Annotated in this window: 15 protein-coding genes; 3 read left to right on the plus strand and 12 right to left on the minus strand. The window is 73.5% G+C overall.

Annotated elements, in window-relative coordinates; translation table 11 throughout:
- Nucleotides 1-6 precede the first annotated feature (6 nt).
- The 8 genes from FR742_RS18350 to FR742_RS18385 form a co-directional block, all read right to left on the minus strand.
- Entirely contained in the window at nucleotides 7-693 is a 687-nt protein-coding gene (locus tag FR742_RS18350; RefSeq protein WP_148032071.1) for an ABC transporter ATP-binding protein, read from the minus strand.
- Nucleotides 690-2498, minus strand: a complete 1809-nt coding sequence (locus FR742_RS18355; protein ID WP_148032072.1) for a dipeptide/oligopeptide/nickel ABC transporter permease/ATP-binding protein — start codon at nucleotides 2496-2498, stop codon at nucleotides 690-692. The genes FR742_RS18350 and FR742_RS18355 overlap by 4 nt, the downstream gene beginning before the upstream one ends.
- A complete protein-coding gene (locus FR742_RS18360; protein ID WP_261808607.1) occupies nucleotides 2498-3436 on the minus strand; it encodes an ABC transporter permease in 939 nt (312 codons plus the stop codon). Before FR742_RS18360 ends, FR742_RS18355 begins: the two co-directional genes overlap by 1 nt.
- On the minus strand, nucleotides 3437-4996 hold the full coding sequence (locus FR742_RS18365; RefSeq protein ID WP_148032073.1) for an ABC transporter substrate-binding protein: 1560 nt from the start codon (nucleotides 4994-4996) through the stop codon (nucleotides 3437-3439). It abuts the gene before it with no gap.
- A 95-nt stretch (nucleotides 4997-5091) separates the two neighbouring features.
- On the minus strand, nucleotides 5092-6678 hold the full coding sequence (locus FR742_RS18370) for a CdaR family transcriptional regulator (RefSeq protein WP_148032074.1): 1587 nt from the start codon (nucleotides 6676-6678) through the stop codon (nucleotides 5092-5094).
- 23 nt (nucleotides 6679-6701) lie between these two features.
- Nucleotides 6702-7544 (minus strand): serine hydrolase, encoded by an 843-nt coding sequence (locus FR742_RS18375; protein WP_261808608.1) that lies wholly within the window; start codon nucleotides 7542-7544, stop codon nucleotides 6702-6704.
- A 5-nt stretch (nucleotides 7545-7549) separates the two neighbouring features.
- Complete coding sequence (locus tag FR742_RS18380; RefSeq protein ID WP_261808609.1) at nucleotides 7550-8863, minus strand: serine hydrolase; 1314 nt, start codon at nucleotides 8861-8863, stop codon at nucleotides 7550-7552.
- Entirely contained in the window at nucleotides 8827-10743 is a 1917-nt protein-coding gene (locus tag FR742_RS18385; RefSeq protein ID WP_148032075.1) for a S9 family peptidase, read from the minus strand. Before FR742_RS18385 ends, FR742_RS18380 begins: the two co-directional genes overlap by 37 nt.
- Nucleotides 10744-11044: 301 nt before the next feature.
- On the opposite strand from FR742_RS18385, the gene tuf reads away from it, so the two are divergent.
- Nucleotides 11045-12211 (plus strand): elongation factor Tu, encoded by a 1167-nt coding sequence (tuf, locus tag FR742_RS18390; RefSeq protein ID WP_148032076.1) that lies wholly within the window; start codon nucleotides 11045-11047, stop codon nucleotides 12209-12211.
- A 46-nt stretch (nucleotides 12212-12257) separates the two neighbouring features.
- Here the strand turns inward: tuf and FR742_RS18395 are convergent, their stop codons facing one another.
- The gene (locus FR742_RS18395) at nucleotides 12258-13709 is read right to left on the minus strand and encodes a serine/threonine-protein kinase (protein WP_148032077.1); all 1452 of its coding nucleotides are present in this window, start codon (nucleotides 13707-13709) and stop codon (nucleotides 12258-12260) included.
- Nucleotides 13710-13812: 103 nt separating this feature from the next.
- Here FR742_RS18395 and FR742_RS18400 point away from each other — a divergent pair, with 103 nt between their 5' ends.
- The gene (locus FR742_RS18400; RefSeq protein WP_148032078.1) at nucleotides 13813-14148 is read left to right on the plus strand and encodes a hypothetical protein; all 336 of its coding nucleotides are present in this window, start codon (nucleotides 13813-13815) and stop codon (nucleotides 14146-14148) included.
- 15 nt (nucleotides 14149-14163) lie between these two features.
- Here the strand turns inward: FR742_RS18400 and FR742_RS18405 are convergent, their stop codons facing one another.
- Both FR742_RS18405 and FR742_RS18410 read right to left on the minus strand, forming a co-directional pair.
- Complete coding sequence (locus FR742_RS18405; protein WP_148032079.1) at nucleotides 14164-14451, minus strand: putative quinol monooxygenase; 288 nt, start codon at nucleotides 14449-14451, stop codon at nucleotides 14164-14166.
- Nucleotides 14452-14537: 86 nt separating this feature from the next.
- Complete coding sequence (locus FR742_RS18410; RefSeq protein ID WP_148032080.1) at nucleotides 14538-15719, minus strand: MFS transporter; 1182 nt, start codon at nucleotides 15717-15719, stop codon at nucleotides 14538-14540.
- A gap of 105 nt (nucleotides 15720-15824) precedes the next feature.
- Here FR742_RS18410 and FR742_RS18415 point away from each other — a divergent pair, with 105 nt between their 5' ends.
- Entirely contained in the window at nucleotides 15825-16316 is a 492-nt protein-coding gene (locus FR742_RS18415) for an Lrp/AsnC family transcriptional regulator (protein ID WP_148032081.1), read from the plus strand.
- A 2-nt stretch (nucleotides 16317-16318) separates the two neighbouring features.
- Here the strand turns inward: FR742_RS18415 and FR742_RS18420 are convergent, their stop codons facing one another.
- On the minus strand, nucleotides 16319-16975 hold the full coding sequence (locus FR742_RS18420) for a hypothetical protein (RefSeq protein ID WP_148032082.1): 657 nt from the start codon (nucleotides 16973-16975) through the stop codon (nucleotides 16319-16321).
- Nucleotides 16976-16996: the final 21 nt, after the last annotated feature.

Raw genomic sequence — 16996 nt, forward strand, 5'->3', positions numbered from 1 at the left:
GGGGAATCAGCGGCGCAGGCGCGGCACCGCCTCCAGGAGGGTCCGCGTGTACGGATCGGCGGGGCTGGAGACCAGGTCCACCGTGGGGCCGTGTTCGACGACGCGCCCCCGGTGCATGACGGCGATCTCGTCGCACACGTACCGCACCACCGCCAGGTTGTGCGAGATGAAGAGGATCGGCAGCCCCGTCCGGTCGCGCAGGGATCGGATCAGGTTGAGGATGGACCCCTGCACCGACACGTCCAGGGCGCTGGTGATCTCGTCGGCGACCAGGAGGTCGGGGTCGGCGGCGAGGGCGCGGGCGATGGCGACGCGCTGGCGCTGGCCGCCCGACAGCTCGCGCGGGTAGCTCGGCGCCGTCTCCGGGGGCAGGGACACCATGCCCAGCAGGCGGGTCACCTCGGCGGCGCGCGCCCGGCGCGGGAGGTGGAGGAGGGCTTCGCCGACGGAGTCGCCGACGCGCATGCGCGGGTCGAGCGAGGCGTACGGGTCCTGGAAGATCATCTGGATGCGGGAGGCGCCGGTGACGCTGCCGGTGTGCGGGACGAGGCCGCTGACGGCGCGGGCCACGGACGACTTGCCGCTGCCCGACTCGCCGACGAGCCCGACGATGCGGCCGGGCGGGATCTCCAGGGTCACTCCGTCGACGGCGGTGAACGCGCCGTACCGGACGGTCAGGTCGTCGATTCTCACGAAGCCTCCCAGCAGGCGACCCGGTGGTCGTGGCCGTGTGCCTCCAGCGCGGGCCGGTCGGTGGCGCAGCGGCCGGTGGCGAGGGGGCACCGGGGGGCGAACGCGCAGCCGGCGCCCACCTCGGCGGGCGCCGGCTGGCGGCCGGGGATGCTGGCCAGCGGGAGCGCCCGGTCGGTGTCCATGTCGGGCAGGGACGAGATGAGCGCCCGGGTGTACGGGTGGGCGGCGCCGTCGGCGAGGCGGTCCACGGGCAGTTCCTCCACGACCCGGCCCGCGTACATGACCACCACCCGGTCGCACAGCTCGCCGACCACGGCGATGTCGTGGGAGATGAACAGCGCGCCCGCGCCGCTCTCCTCGACGACCTCGCGGAGCAGGCGGAGGATCTGGCGCTGGACGGTGACGTCGAGAGCGGTGGTGGGCTCGTCGGCGATGATCAGCTTGGGGTCGCCCATGAGGCCCATGGCGATGACGGCGCGCTGGCGCATGCCGCCGGAGAGCTGGTGCGGGTGCCGCGCGGCCTGCTTCTCCGGTTCCGGCAGGTGGACGTGGCCGAGCCGGTCGACGGCGCGCCGCCGGGCGTCCTCGCGGGTGGCGCCCTGGTGCACGACGGCGACCTCGGCGAGCTGGCCGCCGATCTTGAGCGCGGGGTTGAGCGAGGCCATCGGGTCTTGGAAGACCATGGCGAGGGAGGTGCCGAGCTGCTTGCGGCTCAGGTTCGCCACGTCCTCGCCGCACAGCCGCAGCCGCTCGTGGCTGACGGTCCCGGGGTACGGGACGAGCCCGCCGACGGCGGCGGCGGTGAGCGACTTGCCGCTGCCCGACTCGCCGACCAGTCCGACGATCTCGCCGGGCCGCACGCTCAGTGACACGCCGCGCACCGGGGTGACGCCGCCGGGGAAGGTGACCGTGAGGCCGGCGACGTCGAGGACGGCGCCGGGCTCGGTCTCCCCCCCGCCCGCGGCGGCGGCCGGCCGGTCCTGGCGGGAGCGCGGAGTCCGTACGGGGGTGCGGGCGGCCCGCCTGGCCAGGGCGTCGCCGAGGAGGTTGAAGCCGATGCCGGCGAGCGCGATGGCGGCGGCCGGGCCGAGCGCGACCTCCGGGTGGATGTAGATGCGGCCGAAGCCGTCGAAGAGCAGCCTGCCCCAGTCGTAGTCCGGCGGCTGCACACCGAGACCCAGGAACGACATCCCGGCCAGGCCGAGCAGCGCCCCGCCGAGCGCCTGGGTGAGGTTGAGTATGAGCGGCTCGGCGATGTTGGGCAGCACGTGCCGGGCGAGGATGCGGTGGCGCGGCACGCGCAGCATGCGGGCCGCGGCCACGTAGTCGGCCCCGGACACGGAGGCGGCCAGCGTCTGGGTGAGCCGGGCGAAGCCGGGGGCGATGGCCGCGCCGATGCCGAGCACCGCGCCGCGCGCGCCGAGCCCGGCGACCACCGCGGTGAACATGGCCAGCAGCAGGCCGGGGAAGGCGACGAGCGCGTTGACGGCGCCGGTGACGAGCCGTCCGGCGCGGGCGGGCAGCACGGACGGGAGCGCGCCGAGCACGATGCCGGCGCTCGCGCCGATGAGCGCGGCGGCCAGCGCGAGCTGCAGCGAGTACCGGCCGGCGACGAGGACGCGGGCGAGCAGGTCGCGGCCGAGGTTGTCGGTGCCTAGCGGGTGCGCGGCCGAGGAGCCCTGCAGGATCGCGCCGGCGTCGACGAGTTCGGCCGCGTCACCCCAGATGGGCGGCCCGATCACGGCCAGCACCACCATGAGCGCGGCCAGGGCGGCGCCGGCGATGGCCGCGGGGGTGCGGAGCATCACGACTCCTTGATGGCGGAGGTCGGGTCGAGCACGCCGAGCACGACGTCGACCAGGAGGTTCACGAGCAGGACGATGGTGCCGTAGACGAGGATCACGCCCTGGGCGACCGGGTAGTCCTTCTGGGTGATCGCTTCGACGATCTTCCCTCCGAGCCCTGGCCAGGCGAAGACGTACTCGACCAGCACGCTGCCGGCGATGAGCGAGCCGAGCAGCAGCCCGCCCAGGGTGAGGGTGGCGGTGAGCGTGTTGGGCAGCACGTGCCGCAGGTGCAGCCGGGCGGCGGGCAGCCGCTTGGCCCTGGCCAGCCTGACGTAGTCGGTGCCGAGCACGCGCAGCGTCTCGACCCGGGCGATGCGGGCGATCATGGCGGCCGGCCCGAGTGCCAGCGCGAGCACGGGCAGCAGGTAGGACTCGGGCCCGGCCTTCCCTGCGGGCGGCAGCAGCCCCAGGCCGATGGCGAACACCGCCACGAGCGCGATCGCGTACAGGAACTCCGGGATGGCCACCACGGCGCTCGTGACGGAGCCGAACGTGGCCTCGGTGCCCCGGTTGCGGCCGTTCTCGGTCCGTACGGCGGCCCACATGCCGAGCGGGACGGCGGCGAGCAGCGCCACGACGGTGGCGAGCAGGGCGAGCGCCAGCGTGTTGGGCAGCCGGGCGGCGATCACGGCGGTGACCGGCTCCCCCGTGAGGAACGAGGTGCCCATGTCGCCGGTCACCAGCCCCGACACGTACGCGGCGAGCTGCTCGTGCGGCGGCAGGTCCAGGCCGAGCGCGGCCCGGCGGGTCTCGACCAGCTCGACCGGGGCGGCCGGGCCGAGCGAGGCCCGCACGGGGTCTCCGGGGATCAGGTGGATCATCGCGAACGCGGCCAGCACGAGCACCGCGAGCGACACCGCGAACCGGACGAGCCGCCGGATGAGCGGACGGCGCACTCAGCCTCCCTGGGTGAGCCGGAACGAGCTCGGGTCGAACAGCCCGCCGGCCATCCGGAAGGCGGCGTTCTTGGTGGCGATGAGCGTGGTGTTCCCCACGACGGGCACCAGGTCGGCGCTCTCGAACAGGGCGGACTCGGCCTGGCCCCAGAGCGCGCAGCCCTCCTCTCCGGGCGTGCCGTTGGCCTCGGTCACCAGCTCGGTGTAGCGGTCGTTGTCCAGGTGGGCGAAGTTGGCGCCCTTGGGCGCGGCCGGGCCGGAGAGGAAGCCGACGAGCTGCGACGGCAGCGTGACGGTGATCGGCAGCCAGACGGCGTCCCAGTCCTGGGTGACGTTGAGCGACTCCGACAGCTTGGTGTCGAGCACGCCGTTGAGCTTCACCTCGGCGCCGGCCTTCTTCCAGGCGGCGGCCATGTACTCGGCGGCGGCCTGCACGCCCGGCCCCCGGGTGGTGGCGTAGAGCAGGCGCAGGCTGAGCCGCTCGCCGTCCTTGACCCTGATGCCGTCGGGGCCGGGCTTCCAGCCGGCGGCGTCGAGCGCGGCGGCGGCCGCGGCCTCGTCGAAGGCGGGCACGTGGCCGGTGACGGTGTCGCCGGGGCAGGCGCGGGGTTCGACGACGAGCCCGGTGGCGGGCCGGCCGGTGCCGCCGGAGGCGATGCCGCCCAGCTCGGTCAGGTTGAGCGCCTGGGTGAGCGCCTTGCGGACGGCGGGGTCGGCGCCGGGCCGGCCGTCGCCCTGGTGGTAGAAGAACTGGCCGTTGCCCACGGGGGTGACGATCTGCCCGATGCCGGGGGTGGACTCCATGCGGGCGCGGTCGGGGCCGAGGAACTGGGCGCCGTTGAGGGTGCCGGCGACGAGCAGGTTGGCGGCGGTCTGCTCGTTCGGCACGACCTTGAGCACGACCTGCTCGGGCAGGTCCGCGCCGGTGCCGCTGCTCCCCCAGGCGTAGTCGCGGCGCACCTTGAACGTGTAGTGGTCGCCGGGCGCGGCCTCGGACAGCACGTACGGGCCGGAGCCGGAGGTGCCGCGGGCGAGCAGGGAGCGGTCCTCGCGCCCCTTGCCGCACACGATGAAGATGCTCCTGGCGCTCTCCAGGATGAACCCGAACGGCTCCGGCGTGGACAGCGTGACGGTGCCGTCGCCGGCCTCCGCCTTCATGCCTGCCGGTACGAACACGCCGTAGACGGGCGACTTGGTGTCCGGGTCGGCGATGTGGTTGATGGTGCCCGCCACGTCCTCGGGGGTGACCGGGGAGCCGTCGGAGCAGGTGACGTCCTTGCGCAGGGTGAAGGTGACGGCGTCCGGTTTGACGTCCCACTTCTCGGCCAGCCCGGGGACGATGCCGCCGTCCTCGCCGGGCCGCACGAGCGTGTCGTACGCGATCGAGAGCACGGTGTTGGTGACCGACAGCACGCCCGTCGCGGGGTCGAGCACGCCGGGGTCGGCCGGGATCGCGTACGTGAACGTGCCGCCGGTGGTCGTGGGCGCCGCCTCGGGCGTGCCCGCGCCACAGGCGGTGGCCAACAGGGCCAGCGCGGCGGCGCCTGCTGCTTTCTTCATGGGAACTCCGGGAGGTGGGAGGCGATGCCCCACCTTTTCCGCTTGCGGCGGCTCGTGCTTCGTGCCCGCCCACGAAATCCGCGCGCGCCGTCGTGCTACGGCCCGAAGATCCGCATCTGCAGCATGACCGTGAGCCTGGCCTCGGGGTCGGACAGGTCCAGGCCGCTGATCTCGACGAGCCGCTTGAGCCGGTAGCGGAAGGTGTTGGCGTGCACGTGGACGCGCGCCGAGGCGGCGTTCACGTCGCCGAACGCGTCGAGGTAGGCCCGCAGGGTGGCGGCCAGCTCGCTGCCGTGCTCGCGGTCGTGCTCCAGCAGCCGCTGGTAGGGGCCGGTGGGGGTCTGCTCCTCGGCGCCGGCCACGTCGGCGACCTGCAGCAGCAGCGACTCGAAGTGGACATCGGTGTAGCCGGCGGCCTGGCCGGAGGTGCCCCGGGCGCGCAGGACGCGCAGCGCCCGGTCGGCGTCGGCGCGGGACCTGGACGCCTGGGCGAGGGTGCCGGCGAGCCGGCCGACGCCGATGTTGGCGGGGTGGCGGGGGCCGACCCGGGCCAGGAAGTCCTGGGCGATGCGCACCGCGCGGGCCTCCTCGTCCTCCGGGCCCGCGGTGAGCGGCAGCACGGCGTACGCGACGGAGCCGACGAGCGCGGCTGCGGCCTTCGGGTGGATGGTGGCGACGTGCAGGGCGAGCGCGTCGCAGAAGCGCTGGCGGTCGCTCTCGCCGCGGGCGAGGTCGCCTTCCTGCTGGTCGGTGAGCTGGGCGGCGAGCACGCACAGCCGCTGGGTGGCGATGCCGAGCCGGCCCGCCGCCTCGGCCGCGCCCGTCCCGCCGGCGAGGACGGTGGACAGCAGGTCGGCGCGGAGCCGCCGCTGGGCGTCGGCGCCCGCCCGGTCGCGCAGCAGCCGCAGCGCCACGATCTTGGCGGCGTCGGCGAGGGCGCGCTGCCGCTGCTCGGTGAGCGGCTCGCCCACGGCGGCCCAGATCGAGCCGAGGATCTCGTCGCCGGAGCGGACGGCGACCGCGGCCCGGTCGAGCATGTCGGCGGGCAGCTCGATGTGGATGGGGTCGCGGCTCTGGTAGAGCTCCTTGAGCGCGCCGCGCTCGTCGAGCATGCGCCGGTAGCGCTCGGGCACCTGGCGGCCGAGCACGGTCTCGACGCGTCCGGGGTCGGCCTCGTCCTGCCGGCCGGAGAAGGCCAGGACGCGGGAGGAGCGGTCCTCGATGGTGACGGGCGCGTCGAGCAGCGCGCAGACGGCGTTGGCGAGGGAGAACAGGTCGCCCTGCGGCTCGTCCTCCGGCCCGTCCAGGTCGCCTTCGGCCAGCAGCGAGCGCAGCAGCGCGGCGACCTGCGACCAGGAGGCGGCGCGGGTGAGGCCGAGCACGGCCACTCCGGTCTCGGTCACCGCGGCGCGGACCCGTTCGTCCACCTCGACCGGCAGCTTGACGACGACGCCCGCCGCCCGCGGCGCCCGCTCCAGCAGGGCGCGGACGCCGTCGGCGCCGCGCACCCCGACGGCGAGCACGATCCCGCCCGGCGCCACCATCGGCTCGTCGTGGGGGTCGTAGATGTGCACGCCGGTGACCTCGGCGTCGAGGTCGCCGGGCGCGGCGGCCACGTCGAGGACGGTGCTGCCCAGGTCCTGCAGGATCCGCCCCAGGCTGGCGCGCGGGCGGGTGGTCATCCACTCACCATAGGGGGCGGCCGTCATGGGCCGCGCAACCGGTCCACCGCCAGCCGGGCGGCCCGCCCGATCACCGCGTCGGCGGACGGGTCGCGCCCGCCCAGCTTGTCCGTGCGCAGGAACACCGCGACGGCGTAGCGGCCGCCGTCGGGGTACTCGACGACGCCGGCCTCGTTGCGCACCCCCCACAGCGTGCCGGTCTTGCCGGAGACCCGGACCTCGTCGCCGAACCCGGAGGCGAGCCGGTGCGGCCAGATCTGCCTGCCCATGACCGCGCGGACCTCGGCGCACGCCTCGGCGGGGCCGGCCTCGTCCCGCCAGATCCTGGCGAGCAGCGTGGTGATCTCACGCGGCGTTCCCGACGTGGTCCGCGCCGGGTCGCGCACGGCCAGCGGCTCGATCAGCTCGCGCGGCATCCCGTCGAGCTCGACGGTGCCGAGCTCGGCCTCGACCTGGGCGAACAGCTCGGCGCAGCCGCCGATGAGCCGGGTGCGGCGCAGCCCGAGCCGGGCGAGCGTGGCGTGCACCCGGTCCAGGCCGACCCGGCGCAGCAGCACGTCGGTGGCGGCGTTGTCGCTCATCGTCATCATGAAGTGCGCGAGGTCCCGCAGCGTGAGCGAGACGTCGTCGGCGCAGCCCGAGGTGCCGATGCCGCCGTCCTTGTCGGCGGCGGTGACGGTCAGCCGCTCGGTCCGCGCCAGCTCGCCCGCCGCCGCCTGCAGGGCGTACTCCAGCAGCACGGCGATCTTGAACACGGACGCGAGGACGACGGGCTCGTCCGCGTCGAGGCATGTCTCGCGGTCGCCGTCGACGTCGCGGGCGTGCAGGAAGCCCCGCGCGCCCGCGCCCTCGAACACCTCACGCACGCCTTTCAGCCCGTCCGGGGCGTGGCGCGGGCGCCCAGGTGCACGTACGGGGAGCCGTCGGGCAGCTCGAAGAACACGGCCGAGAGCCAGTCGGGGTCGCCGTCCCTGCGGCCGACGAAGGTGACCTCGTCCACGGGCCGCAGGTCCAGCTCGACGGGCTCGTCCAGCGCGGCCAGCTCGCCGGTGGACTCCATGCGCAGCCGCAGCCCGCCCTCGCGCTCGCCGATCGTGATGCGGGACCCGGCGCGCTCGTAGACGCCGGCGTAGCGGGCGGAGTCGACCTGGACGGGCTGCTCGGGCGGGCCCAGCCTGGCGGGCACGGTGACGCCGTCGAGCTCGGCGAACAGCTCGGTGACGACCCGGTGGGTGAACGCGCCGCTGTGGCCGCCGTTGACGGTGACGCAGGCGATGGTGCCGGTGCCGGGCAGCATCCAGAGCATGGCGTGCTGGCCGATGGTGTTGCCGCCGTGGGAGACGACCTTCTGGCCGTCCCACTCGTCGAGGATCCAGCCGATGCCCCACTGCCTGCCGAGCGTGTGCGGGTTGGGGATGTCGATCTGCGGCTCCCACATGGCGGCCGGGTTCTCCAGCAGGCCGCCTTCGAGGTGGGCGCGGGCGAAGGCGACCACGTCGGCGGGGCGGGCGCAGATGAGCCCGGCGGGTCCGGCGGAGCGCATGAGCCCCCAGACCGGGGCGGGGTCCCCGTTCTCCATGTGGCCCATCGCGGCGCGGAAGCGGAGCACGTCCTCGGCCAGGGTGGCGGTGTGGGTGAGGCCGAGCGGCTCGATGATCCGCTCGCGCAGCACGTCGTCCCAGCGCTTGCCGGCCAGCTTCTCCAGCACCCGCCCGGCGACGATGAAGCCGGAGTTGCAGTAGGACTGAGTGACGCCGAGCGGGTGGTTCTGGGCCAGGTCGGCGCAGGCCGCCACGTACTTCTCCACGCAGTCGTCGCCGCGGCCGGTGTCCAGGAACAGGTCGCCGTCGATGCCGCTGGTGTGGGAGAGCAGGTGGCGGATCGTGACGGTCTTGGTCACCTCGGGGTCGGCGACCTTGAACTCGGGCAGCACGTCGACGACGGGCGTGTCCAGGGTGAGCCTGCCCTGCTCGATGTCCTGCATGAGCAGGGTGGCGGTCCACACCTTGGTGACGGAGCCGATCTGGAACAGCGAGTCGGGGGTGCTCTCGACCCCCGTCGCCTTGTTGAGCACCCCGGCGGCGAACTCGTGGAGCTCCCCCTGGTGCAGGTAGGCGAGGGCCGCGCCGGGCACCTCGTATTCGGCGATCAGCTCGGCGAGCCGGTGACCCATTGCTGCAGCCACGCGATGATCCTCTCGTTGTAGTCGATCCGGTGTGAGGGGCGTCCGTTGAGGATGAACAGGTGGGAGGCGCCTGGATAGCGCACCAGCCGGACGGGCACGCCGCGCTCGCGCAGCGCCGCGAACCACTGCTCGGCCTGGCCCACGGGGCAGCGGTCGTCGGTGTCGCCGTGCAGCAGGAGGGTGGGGGTCGTGACGTCGTCCACGTGGGTGAGCGGGGACTGGGGTACGACGTCACCCCCGCATTCAAACATTTTCAGGAAATATCCCATATCGGAGGTTCCACCCATGCTGACCAGGTCAGTCACGGCACCTCCGGGGATGGCGGCCTTGAACCGCCCGGTCCGCGTGGACAGCCAGCAGGTCATGTAGCCGCCGTAGCTGTAGCCGGTGACGGCCAGCCGCTCCGGGTCCGCGACGCCCTCGGCCACCAGGTCGTCGAGGGGGCCCAGGAAGTCCTGGGTGTCGGCCAGCCCCCAGGCTCCGGCCGCCGCCTTGTAGAAGGCTTCACCGTACCCGTCGCTGGCGCGCGGGTTCAGGGTGAGCACGGTCCAGCCGCGTGCGGCGAGCACCTGGTGGTAGAGGTGCGCGCCGTCGAAGACGGGCGCCCAGGCGTTGTGCGGGCCGCCGTGGATGTCGAGCAGCAGCGGCCCCGGCCCGTCCAGCGTCTCGTCGCGCAGCACGAACCCCTCGACGGGCGTGCCGTCGGCGGCGGTGAACGTGCGGCGGACGGGGGTGAACAGGTCCACGTCAGCGAGCGCGTACGAGGTGAGCGCGCCCTCTGGCGCCGGGGTCTCGGATGGGTCCGGCGGTGACTCTCCCGATGTCTCGGATGTTCCGCCCGGCGGGAGATCCATCAGGTACACCTCGCCCGCGCTGCGGGCCGTCGCGGCGACGTACGCGAGCTTTCCGGCTGCGATGCCCGCACCGGCCACCACGGCGTCGCCGCCGACGACCTTCACCGCCGTCCCTCCGGTCAGGGGCACGGTGTAGAGGTGCGTGCAGCCGCGGTCGCGGGCCGCGAACAGCAACTGCCCGCCGGCGAGCCGGGGCGCGGCGCCGGGGTAGCCGGGCGCGCCCACCATGACGTTGCGGTCCAGCCCGGTCTCCAGCTCCCGCGCCCCGTCCGCCTCCACCAGGTGGAGCCGCGTGTGCCCGACCGGCTCGACCGGCCCGGCCACCACCAGCCGCCCGCCGAGCCACCACACGCCGCTGGCGATCACCTCGGGACCGGTCAGCCGTTTCGGCTCACCCCCGCCCGCCTCGACCGCGTACACCGAGCTCGACAGCCGCAGGTCGCCGTCGGGCTCCATCCCGGCGGTGAACGCCAGCCGCTCCCCGTCCGGCGCCCACGAAGGCTCCCCCGCGTGGAAGCCGCCCTCGGTGAGCCGGACGGTCTCCCCCGACGTCACCTCGGCGACGAAGACCTGCGTGGTGATCCCGCGCAGCAGCCCGGCGCCGTCGGCCTTGTAGTCCAGCCGGTCCGCCACCACGGGAGCGTGCGGGTCGAGCTCGCCGTGCGGACCCGCGTACGCGATCCTGTCGCCGCCGGGCGACCACACCGGCGCGCCCGCTCCGAGCGGCGCGGCGGTGAGGACGCGCGGCTCACCGCCGTCCATGGGCAGCAGGTGGATCTGCGGCCGGCCCTCGACGGACCGCAGGTACGCCAGGGTGCGCCCGTCCGGCGACCAGCGCGGGCAGCTCCCCTCGGCGAGCCGCCGGGGCTCCGCGCCGGGGGCGGCGAGCCAGATCTCGTCGTGGTTCCCGTCCGGCTCGCGCCGGGCCGTGGTGAGCGTGTACGCGACCGCGCCGCCGTCCGGTCGCGGCTGCGGATCGGACGGCACGGCCAGGCGGAACAGGTCGTCCAGCGCGATGCGGGGCATGAGCGAACGCTAGGCCAGCACCGTCACGCCTTCTTCGGTCTGCAGGACGAACCGGGGCCCGCGCCTTGTCCGCCGGACCAAAGGGAATATTCGATTGCCCATCGCCGCTGAGAGCAGCACCATGGTCATCATGATCCGGCACGCGCTCCCGACGACGCCCGCCCGCGCGGGCGCGTTCGAGCGTGCCTGCGACGGCCTGGAGCGCTGACCTCTTCCCGTTCGTCCCGGAGTGTGACCCGGCGGGGAGAGGTAGACGGCCCTGCACGGGTCACCACGCATCCAGGTTCGCAAGGAAGGGATCATGGCCAAGCAGGCCTATGTGCGGAACAAGCCGCACCTCAACATCGGCACGATGGGCCACGTCGACCACGGCAAGACCACGCTGACCGCCGCCATCACGAAGGTGCTGGCGGAGCGCGGCCAGGCGACGTACACGCCGTTCGAGCGGATCGACCGCACCCCGGAGGAGCACTCCAGGGGCATCACGATCAACATCTCGCACGTCGAGTACGAGACCGCCACGCGGCACTACGCCCACGTGGACATGCCGGGCCACGCCGACTACGTGAAGAACATGATCACGGGGGCGGCGCAGCTCGACGGCGCCATCCTGGTGGTGTCGGCGCGCGACGGCATCATGCCGCAGACCAGGGAGCACGTCCTGCTCGCCTGGCGGGTGGGCGTCGAGCACCTGGTCGTCGCGGTCAACAAGGCCGACGGGGCCGACCCGGAACTCACCGACCTGGTGGAGCTGGAGCTGCAGGACCTGCTCGACGAGCACGGCTTCGCCGGCTCGCCGATGGTGCGCGTCTCCGGGCTGCGGGCGCTGGAGGGCGACCCGGCCTGGACGGCGTCCATCGACGAGCTGCTCCGTACGGTCGACGACCACATCCCGGTCCCGGTCCGGTACGTGGACGCGCCGTTCCTCATGCCCGTGGAGAACGTCATGTCCATCACCGGCCGCGGCACGGTCGTCACCGGGGCCATCGAGCGCGGCGCCGTCCGCGTCGGCGACCCGGTCACGGCCGTCGGGCTGGGCGGCGACCTGTCCGCGGTCGTCACCGGCGTCGAGACGTTCGGCCGCACGATGGAGCGCGGCGAGGCGGGCGACAACGCCGCCCTCCTGCTCCGGGGCGTCCAGCGGCACCAGGTCAGGCGCGGCATGGTGCTCGCGGCCCCGGGCAGCCAGGCGGCGCACCGGGCGTTCACCGCCCGGGTGTACCTGCTGACGGCGGAGGAGGGCGGCCGGCGCAAGCCGATCGCCTCGGGCTACCGGCCGCAGTTCTACCTGCGCACGACGGACGTGCCGGGTGAGCTGCTGCTCACCTCGCCGGCCCGGCCGGGGGACACGATCGAGGTCCCGGTCACCCTCGGCAAGGCGGTCGCCCTGGAGCCGGGCCTCGGTTTCGCCATCCGCGAGGGCGGCCTGACCGTGGGCGCCGGCACGGTGCTCGCCGTGACGGACTGAACCGTGGTCGCCGGGACCTCTTCGGAGGTCCCGGCGACCAGCGGCATCAGCTGAAGCCCTGGGGACAGAGGAAGGTCTTGATGCTGCCCGGCGCTCTGGCGAGGAGGGCCGGGCGGTCCGACAGTGAGCAGAAGTTGCTGCCGATCTCGGCGTCGACGAACCGGGCTCTGTTCCGCGTCGCGATCAGGGAGATCCCGCCGACACTCGGGGACTCGATCTCGGCCGCGAGCCAGGAGCCCGCGCACTTCCTGCCCCCGACCGCGGCGTCCTGCGGCAGGCTGCCGCCGTTCATCGCGGCGACCTGCTGGAGTATCGCGCTGTTGGACGGGCACGGCGCGGTGGTGGCCGAGGGGCGCGGGCTCGTCTTCCTCGCGGTGGGCGTCTTCACGGGGGTCCTGCTGGGAGTGGGCGACTCCTCGGCGGTCTCGTCCGCCGTCGCCGTCTCCTCCGGGCTCTCGCTCTCATCCGGCTCCGGGCTTTCGCTCCCGCCCGGCTCCGGGCTTCCGGACCGCGTGGACGAGGAAGAGACGCCCGGGCTCCGCAGCGCCTCCGGCGTCCCCGCCGCGTTCACCGTGAAGGCCACGCCGACGGCCGAGACCGCCGCCACGACGGCGACGGCCGACCACAGCGGCACCACGGGGCGCCTGCCGGGCACCGGCATGGGGGTCGTCGCGCCCCTCCTCAGCGCGGTGACCCGGGCGAGCAGCTCGTGCGTGGCCGGCCGCGCCTTCCGATCCTTGGCGAGCGCGCTCCGTACGAGGTCGCGGACGCGCGGCGGCACGCCGGACAGGTCGGCGTCGACGCTCATGACGCGGTAGGCCAGGACATCGGGGGCGCCGGTGCCGAACGGCGGGCGCCCGGTCGAGGCGTACACCATCAGCGCGCCCCAGGCGAAGACGTCGGCGGCCTCGTCCGCCTGGTCGCCCCGGTACTGCTCCGGGCTGATCCAGCCGGGGGTGCCGATCAGCGCGCCGGTGCCCGTGAGCCCGCTCTCGTCGAGGGCGCGGGCGATGCCGAAGTCCAGGACCTTCGCGCCGGAGGCGGAGAGGATGACGTTCCCGGGTTTGAGGTCGCGGTGCACGACGCCGGCTCGATGGATGTCGGCGAGCGCTTCGGCGATGTCGGCGCCGAACGACAGCAACTCGTCCGGCGGCAGCGGCCCGTTGCCCTGCACGTGCGTGCTGAGCGTCGGGCCGGGCACGAACTCGGTGGCCAGCCAGGGAGGCATCGTGGCGGTGTCGGCGGCCAGCACCGAGACCGTGCAGCGCCCGCGCACCCTGGACAGGAGATCGACCTCGCGCACGAAACGGGCATGGAACTGCGGATCAGCGGCCAGCCCCGGATGGATGACCTTGACCGCCACCCGGGCGCCGTCCGCCGCCACCCCCGCGTAGACCACGCCCATGCCGCCGGCGCCCATCCGGCCTTCGACGCGGTACGGGCCGATCACCTCTGGCTCGTCCATCGCCCGGGGGCCGAAGCCGCGGGGGTCGCTCATCGGGGCTCCCGATCGCCGGGGTCATCGCAACGGCAATGATCCTAATGATCTGGGCGTGGTGGTGCTCCATGGCATACTGTCGGCCCCGCGGCATGGAGGTGCCATGTTCGAGTCCGTCAGATTATGGCTGGTGATCGCCCTCGGTTTCCTGACGAGCGCCTGCGCGCTGGGGAACAACGTCCTCTGGGCCGGCGCGATCGCCTGCCTTCCGGTGATCGGCTACACCGGCGTCCGCCGGCTGCGCCACGGGAGCGCGCGCGGGACCGGTGACGTGTTCGGCGCTCTCACCTGGACGCTCGTGGGAGCCGTGGCGTTGTACCTCGGTTGTGTGCTCGCCTGGCCGTTTCCCACAGGGCTGGTCGTCTCACTGTTCTTCCTGGTCGTCGCGATGATCATCGGTATCCGGAAGGACGTCTCGGCACGCTACGCGGGCGACTGAGGACCGGCTGACGGCTCAGGTCAGCGAGCGCAGGTCCGCGACGTCGTACTCGGTCACCGAGGCGGCGAGTATGGCGTCCTGCTGGGTGTCGTCGGGGCCGCTGCCGCGGAACGCCTCGACGGCCGCCCGCGACTCCCAGCGTTCGAAGATGTTGACGCGGCCGGCGTCCACCAGGTCCGCGCCGATGGCGAAGTCGAGGCAGCCGGGTGCGCGGCGGGCCAGCTCGACGACGCCCTCGCAATCCGCCAGATAGCGCTCGCGCCGGTGCGGATCGACGACGATGTGCCCCGCGACGATGACCATGTCCTGCTCCTCTGCCGAGTTCGTCCTGACCGTCGTGGTTGTGACCGCCGAGCGAGCCGGAACTCATCGGTGCGCGCACGAGAGGGTCACCTTCGCGCAGGGGCGGCGCGCCGGGTCCGGGCGAGCGTGACCGCGGCCAGGACGAGCAGGGCCATGGCGACCGGCGCGAGGACGGTGTACCCACCAGAGGAAAGGACCATGGTGGAGGCCAGGCCGGCCACGGCGGCCGCGCCCCAGAGTCCGGCGTCGACCGCGCCCTCCACGCGCATCCGGTCGGCCCCCTCCGGCAGCCCCGTGGCGAGGCCGGCGCTGCCGCCGATGAAGCAGAGGTTCCAGCCGTACCCGAGCAGGAACAGGCCGGCCGTCAGCATCGGCATGCGGCCGGGCCCGGCCGCGGCCAGGGCCACGGACAGCGCCATGATCGCCAGCCCGGCGGCCATCACGGGCCGCGCGCCGTACCGGTCGATCAGGTGGCCGGTGAGCGGCGAGAACGCGAACATGCCGAAGGTGTGCGCCGCCAGCGCGGCGCCGACCGCATCCAGGCCGTGGTGGTGCAGGTGCATGTCCGGCGGGGCCGCGGTCATGATGCCGACCATCACGACCTGCGCCGCGGCCATCACCGCGAACGCCGACCGCGCGGCGGGCCCGTGCACCAGGTCGCTGAGCCGTGCCCGCCCAGGGACCGGGCGTGCCCCGGATCCCGCCAGGGCGGCGGAGACGGCCATGGCCGCGGCGCAGGCGACACCGGCCAGCAGGAAGGGGCCGGTGAAGGCGATCCATCCCAGCCCGGTCGCGACCGTGCTCGACGGTGCGAGCAGCAACGGCCCGCCGACCGCGCCGAGCGTGCCGCCCCAGACCACGGTCCCGATCGCGAACCCGCGCCGCGCCGGTGGATACAGGTCCGCCGCCGCGTAGCGGGACAGCTGGGCCCCGGCGTTGCCCACCCCCAGCAGGAGCATGCCCAGGGTCAGCGTGACGATGTCGTACGAGGCGACGGCCAGGAGCGCGAGGCAGGCCCCCGCCGTCGCCACCGCGAAGCCGAGCACGAACCCGGCACGCCGCCCGGCGCGGTTCATCACGCGGGTCAGCGCGAGGGCGCCGGCGCCGGTGCCGACGATGCCCGCCGTCACGGGCACGCCGGCCCACGCGAGGCCGAGGCGGTCCGTGGCGACGAGGGTGCTGACCGCGCTCGCCGCCGCCATCGCGGCGTTCATGAGCGCGGTCGCCGTGAACAGGGCGGTTATGCTGCGCCGGTGTCTATTGATCATCCCTTTACGATAGGAATGTCGGTTTTGAGAATGAAGGGGATCTGAACGGCCCTGCGGCGGTTACGCTTCTCGAACGTGATGCATGATCCGGTCAGAGGTTGACGAATGGACAGACAGTTGGATCGTACGGACTGGCGGATCCTCGCCGAACTCCAGCGCGACGGCCGTCTCTCGTACAACCGGCTCGGCCGCCTCGTCAACCTGTCGCCGCCCGCCGTGGCCGAGCGGGTGCGCCGTCTCGAGGAGGCCGGAGTGATCACCGGATATCAGGTCAGGATCGATCCGGCCAAGGCGGGGCTGCCGCTCACCGCGTTCGTCCGGATGCGCTGCGCGCCGGGCCGCTGCCTGCTGAAGACCACCACGGCGGGGGACTATCCCGAGGTCGTCGAGGTGCACAAACTGACGGGCGACTCGTGCACCATGCTCAGGATCCGCACCGCCTCGATGCGCCATCTGGAAGGACTGCTCGAACGCCTCGGCGGGCACGGCGAGCTCACCTCGTTCGTCGTCCTGTCCACCCAGTACGAGGGCCGTCCCGTCGAACCTCCGGCCTCCGAGCTCAGACCGGTGACCGACTCCGCCGGGTGGAGCCGCTGACCCTACTTGAGGGACAGGATGCGGCCGTGGTACTTCGGGTGCTTGGTCTCCCAGTAGCGCCAGCCCTCCACCTTGGCGGGGACGTTGGCGATGCCGCGGTCGATGAGACGGTGACGGCAGGTGCCGAGCACCGACCAGGCCGACCAGCCGACGCGGTAACCGAAGACGCGGTAGCGCATGTTGCCGTACATGCCCTTGCTGACTTCCCGCGTGTACTCGTGGCCGGCGAAGACCATGTGGCGCTCCTCCAGGTGCGGGATTCCCAGCCGGCGCAGGTTGCGCACCACGTCTCCGGTGGTGAGGGAGATCTGCTTCTCCGACTCGGTCTCGAGGAAGGCGAGCACCTCGTGCTCACGTGTCACACTCACCGTCATCGTGCCGCCCGGCCCGTCGATGAAACGGGTGCGTGGGATGTAGAAGTTCCGCGGCGAGAGCCGGTGGATCTTGAAGAAGACCCTGGATTCGCACGTCGCGTCGACGTCCCCGAAGCCCCACCTCACCCGCGTAGCCGGGGTCGGGCTCTCGGTGGGGCTCTCGGTGGGGCTCTCCGTAGGGCTGGGCGTGGGAGTCGGGGTGGGACTCGGGGTCGGGCCCGCGCTCGCCGACGGGGACAGGGTGGCGACGAGGGCCGCGGACAGGGTGCCCGCGGCGACCAGCATCGCCGATCTCCCGGCCGGGCG

This window comes from Nonomuraea sp. C10 (assembly GCF_008017515.1).
Taxonomy (GTDB): domain Bacteria; phylum Actinomycetota; class Actinomycetes; order Streptosporangiales; family Streptosporangiaceae; genus Nonomuraea; species Nonomuraea ferruginea.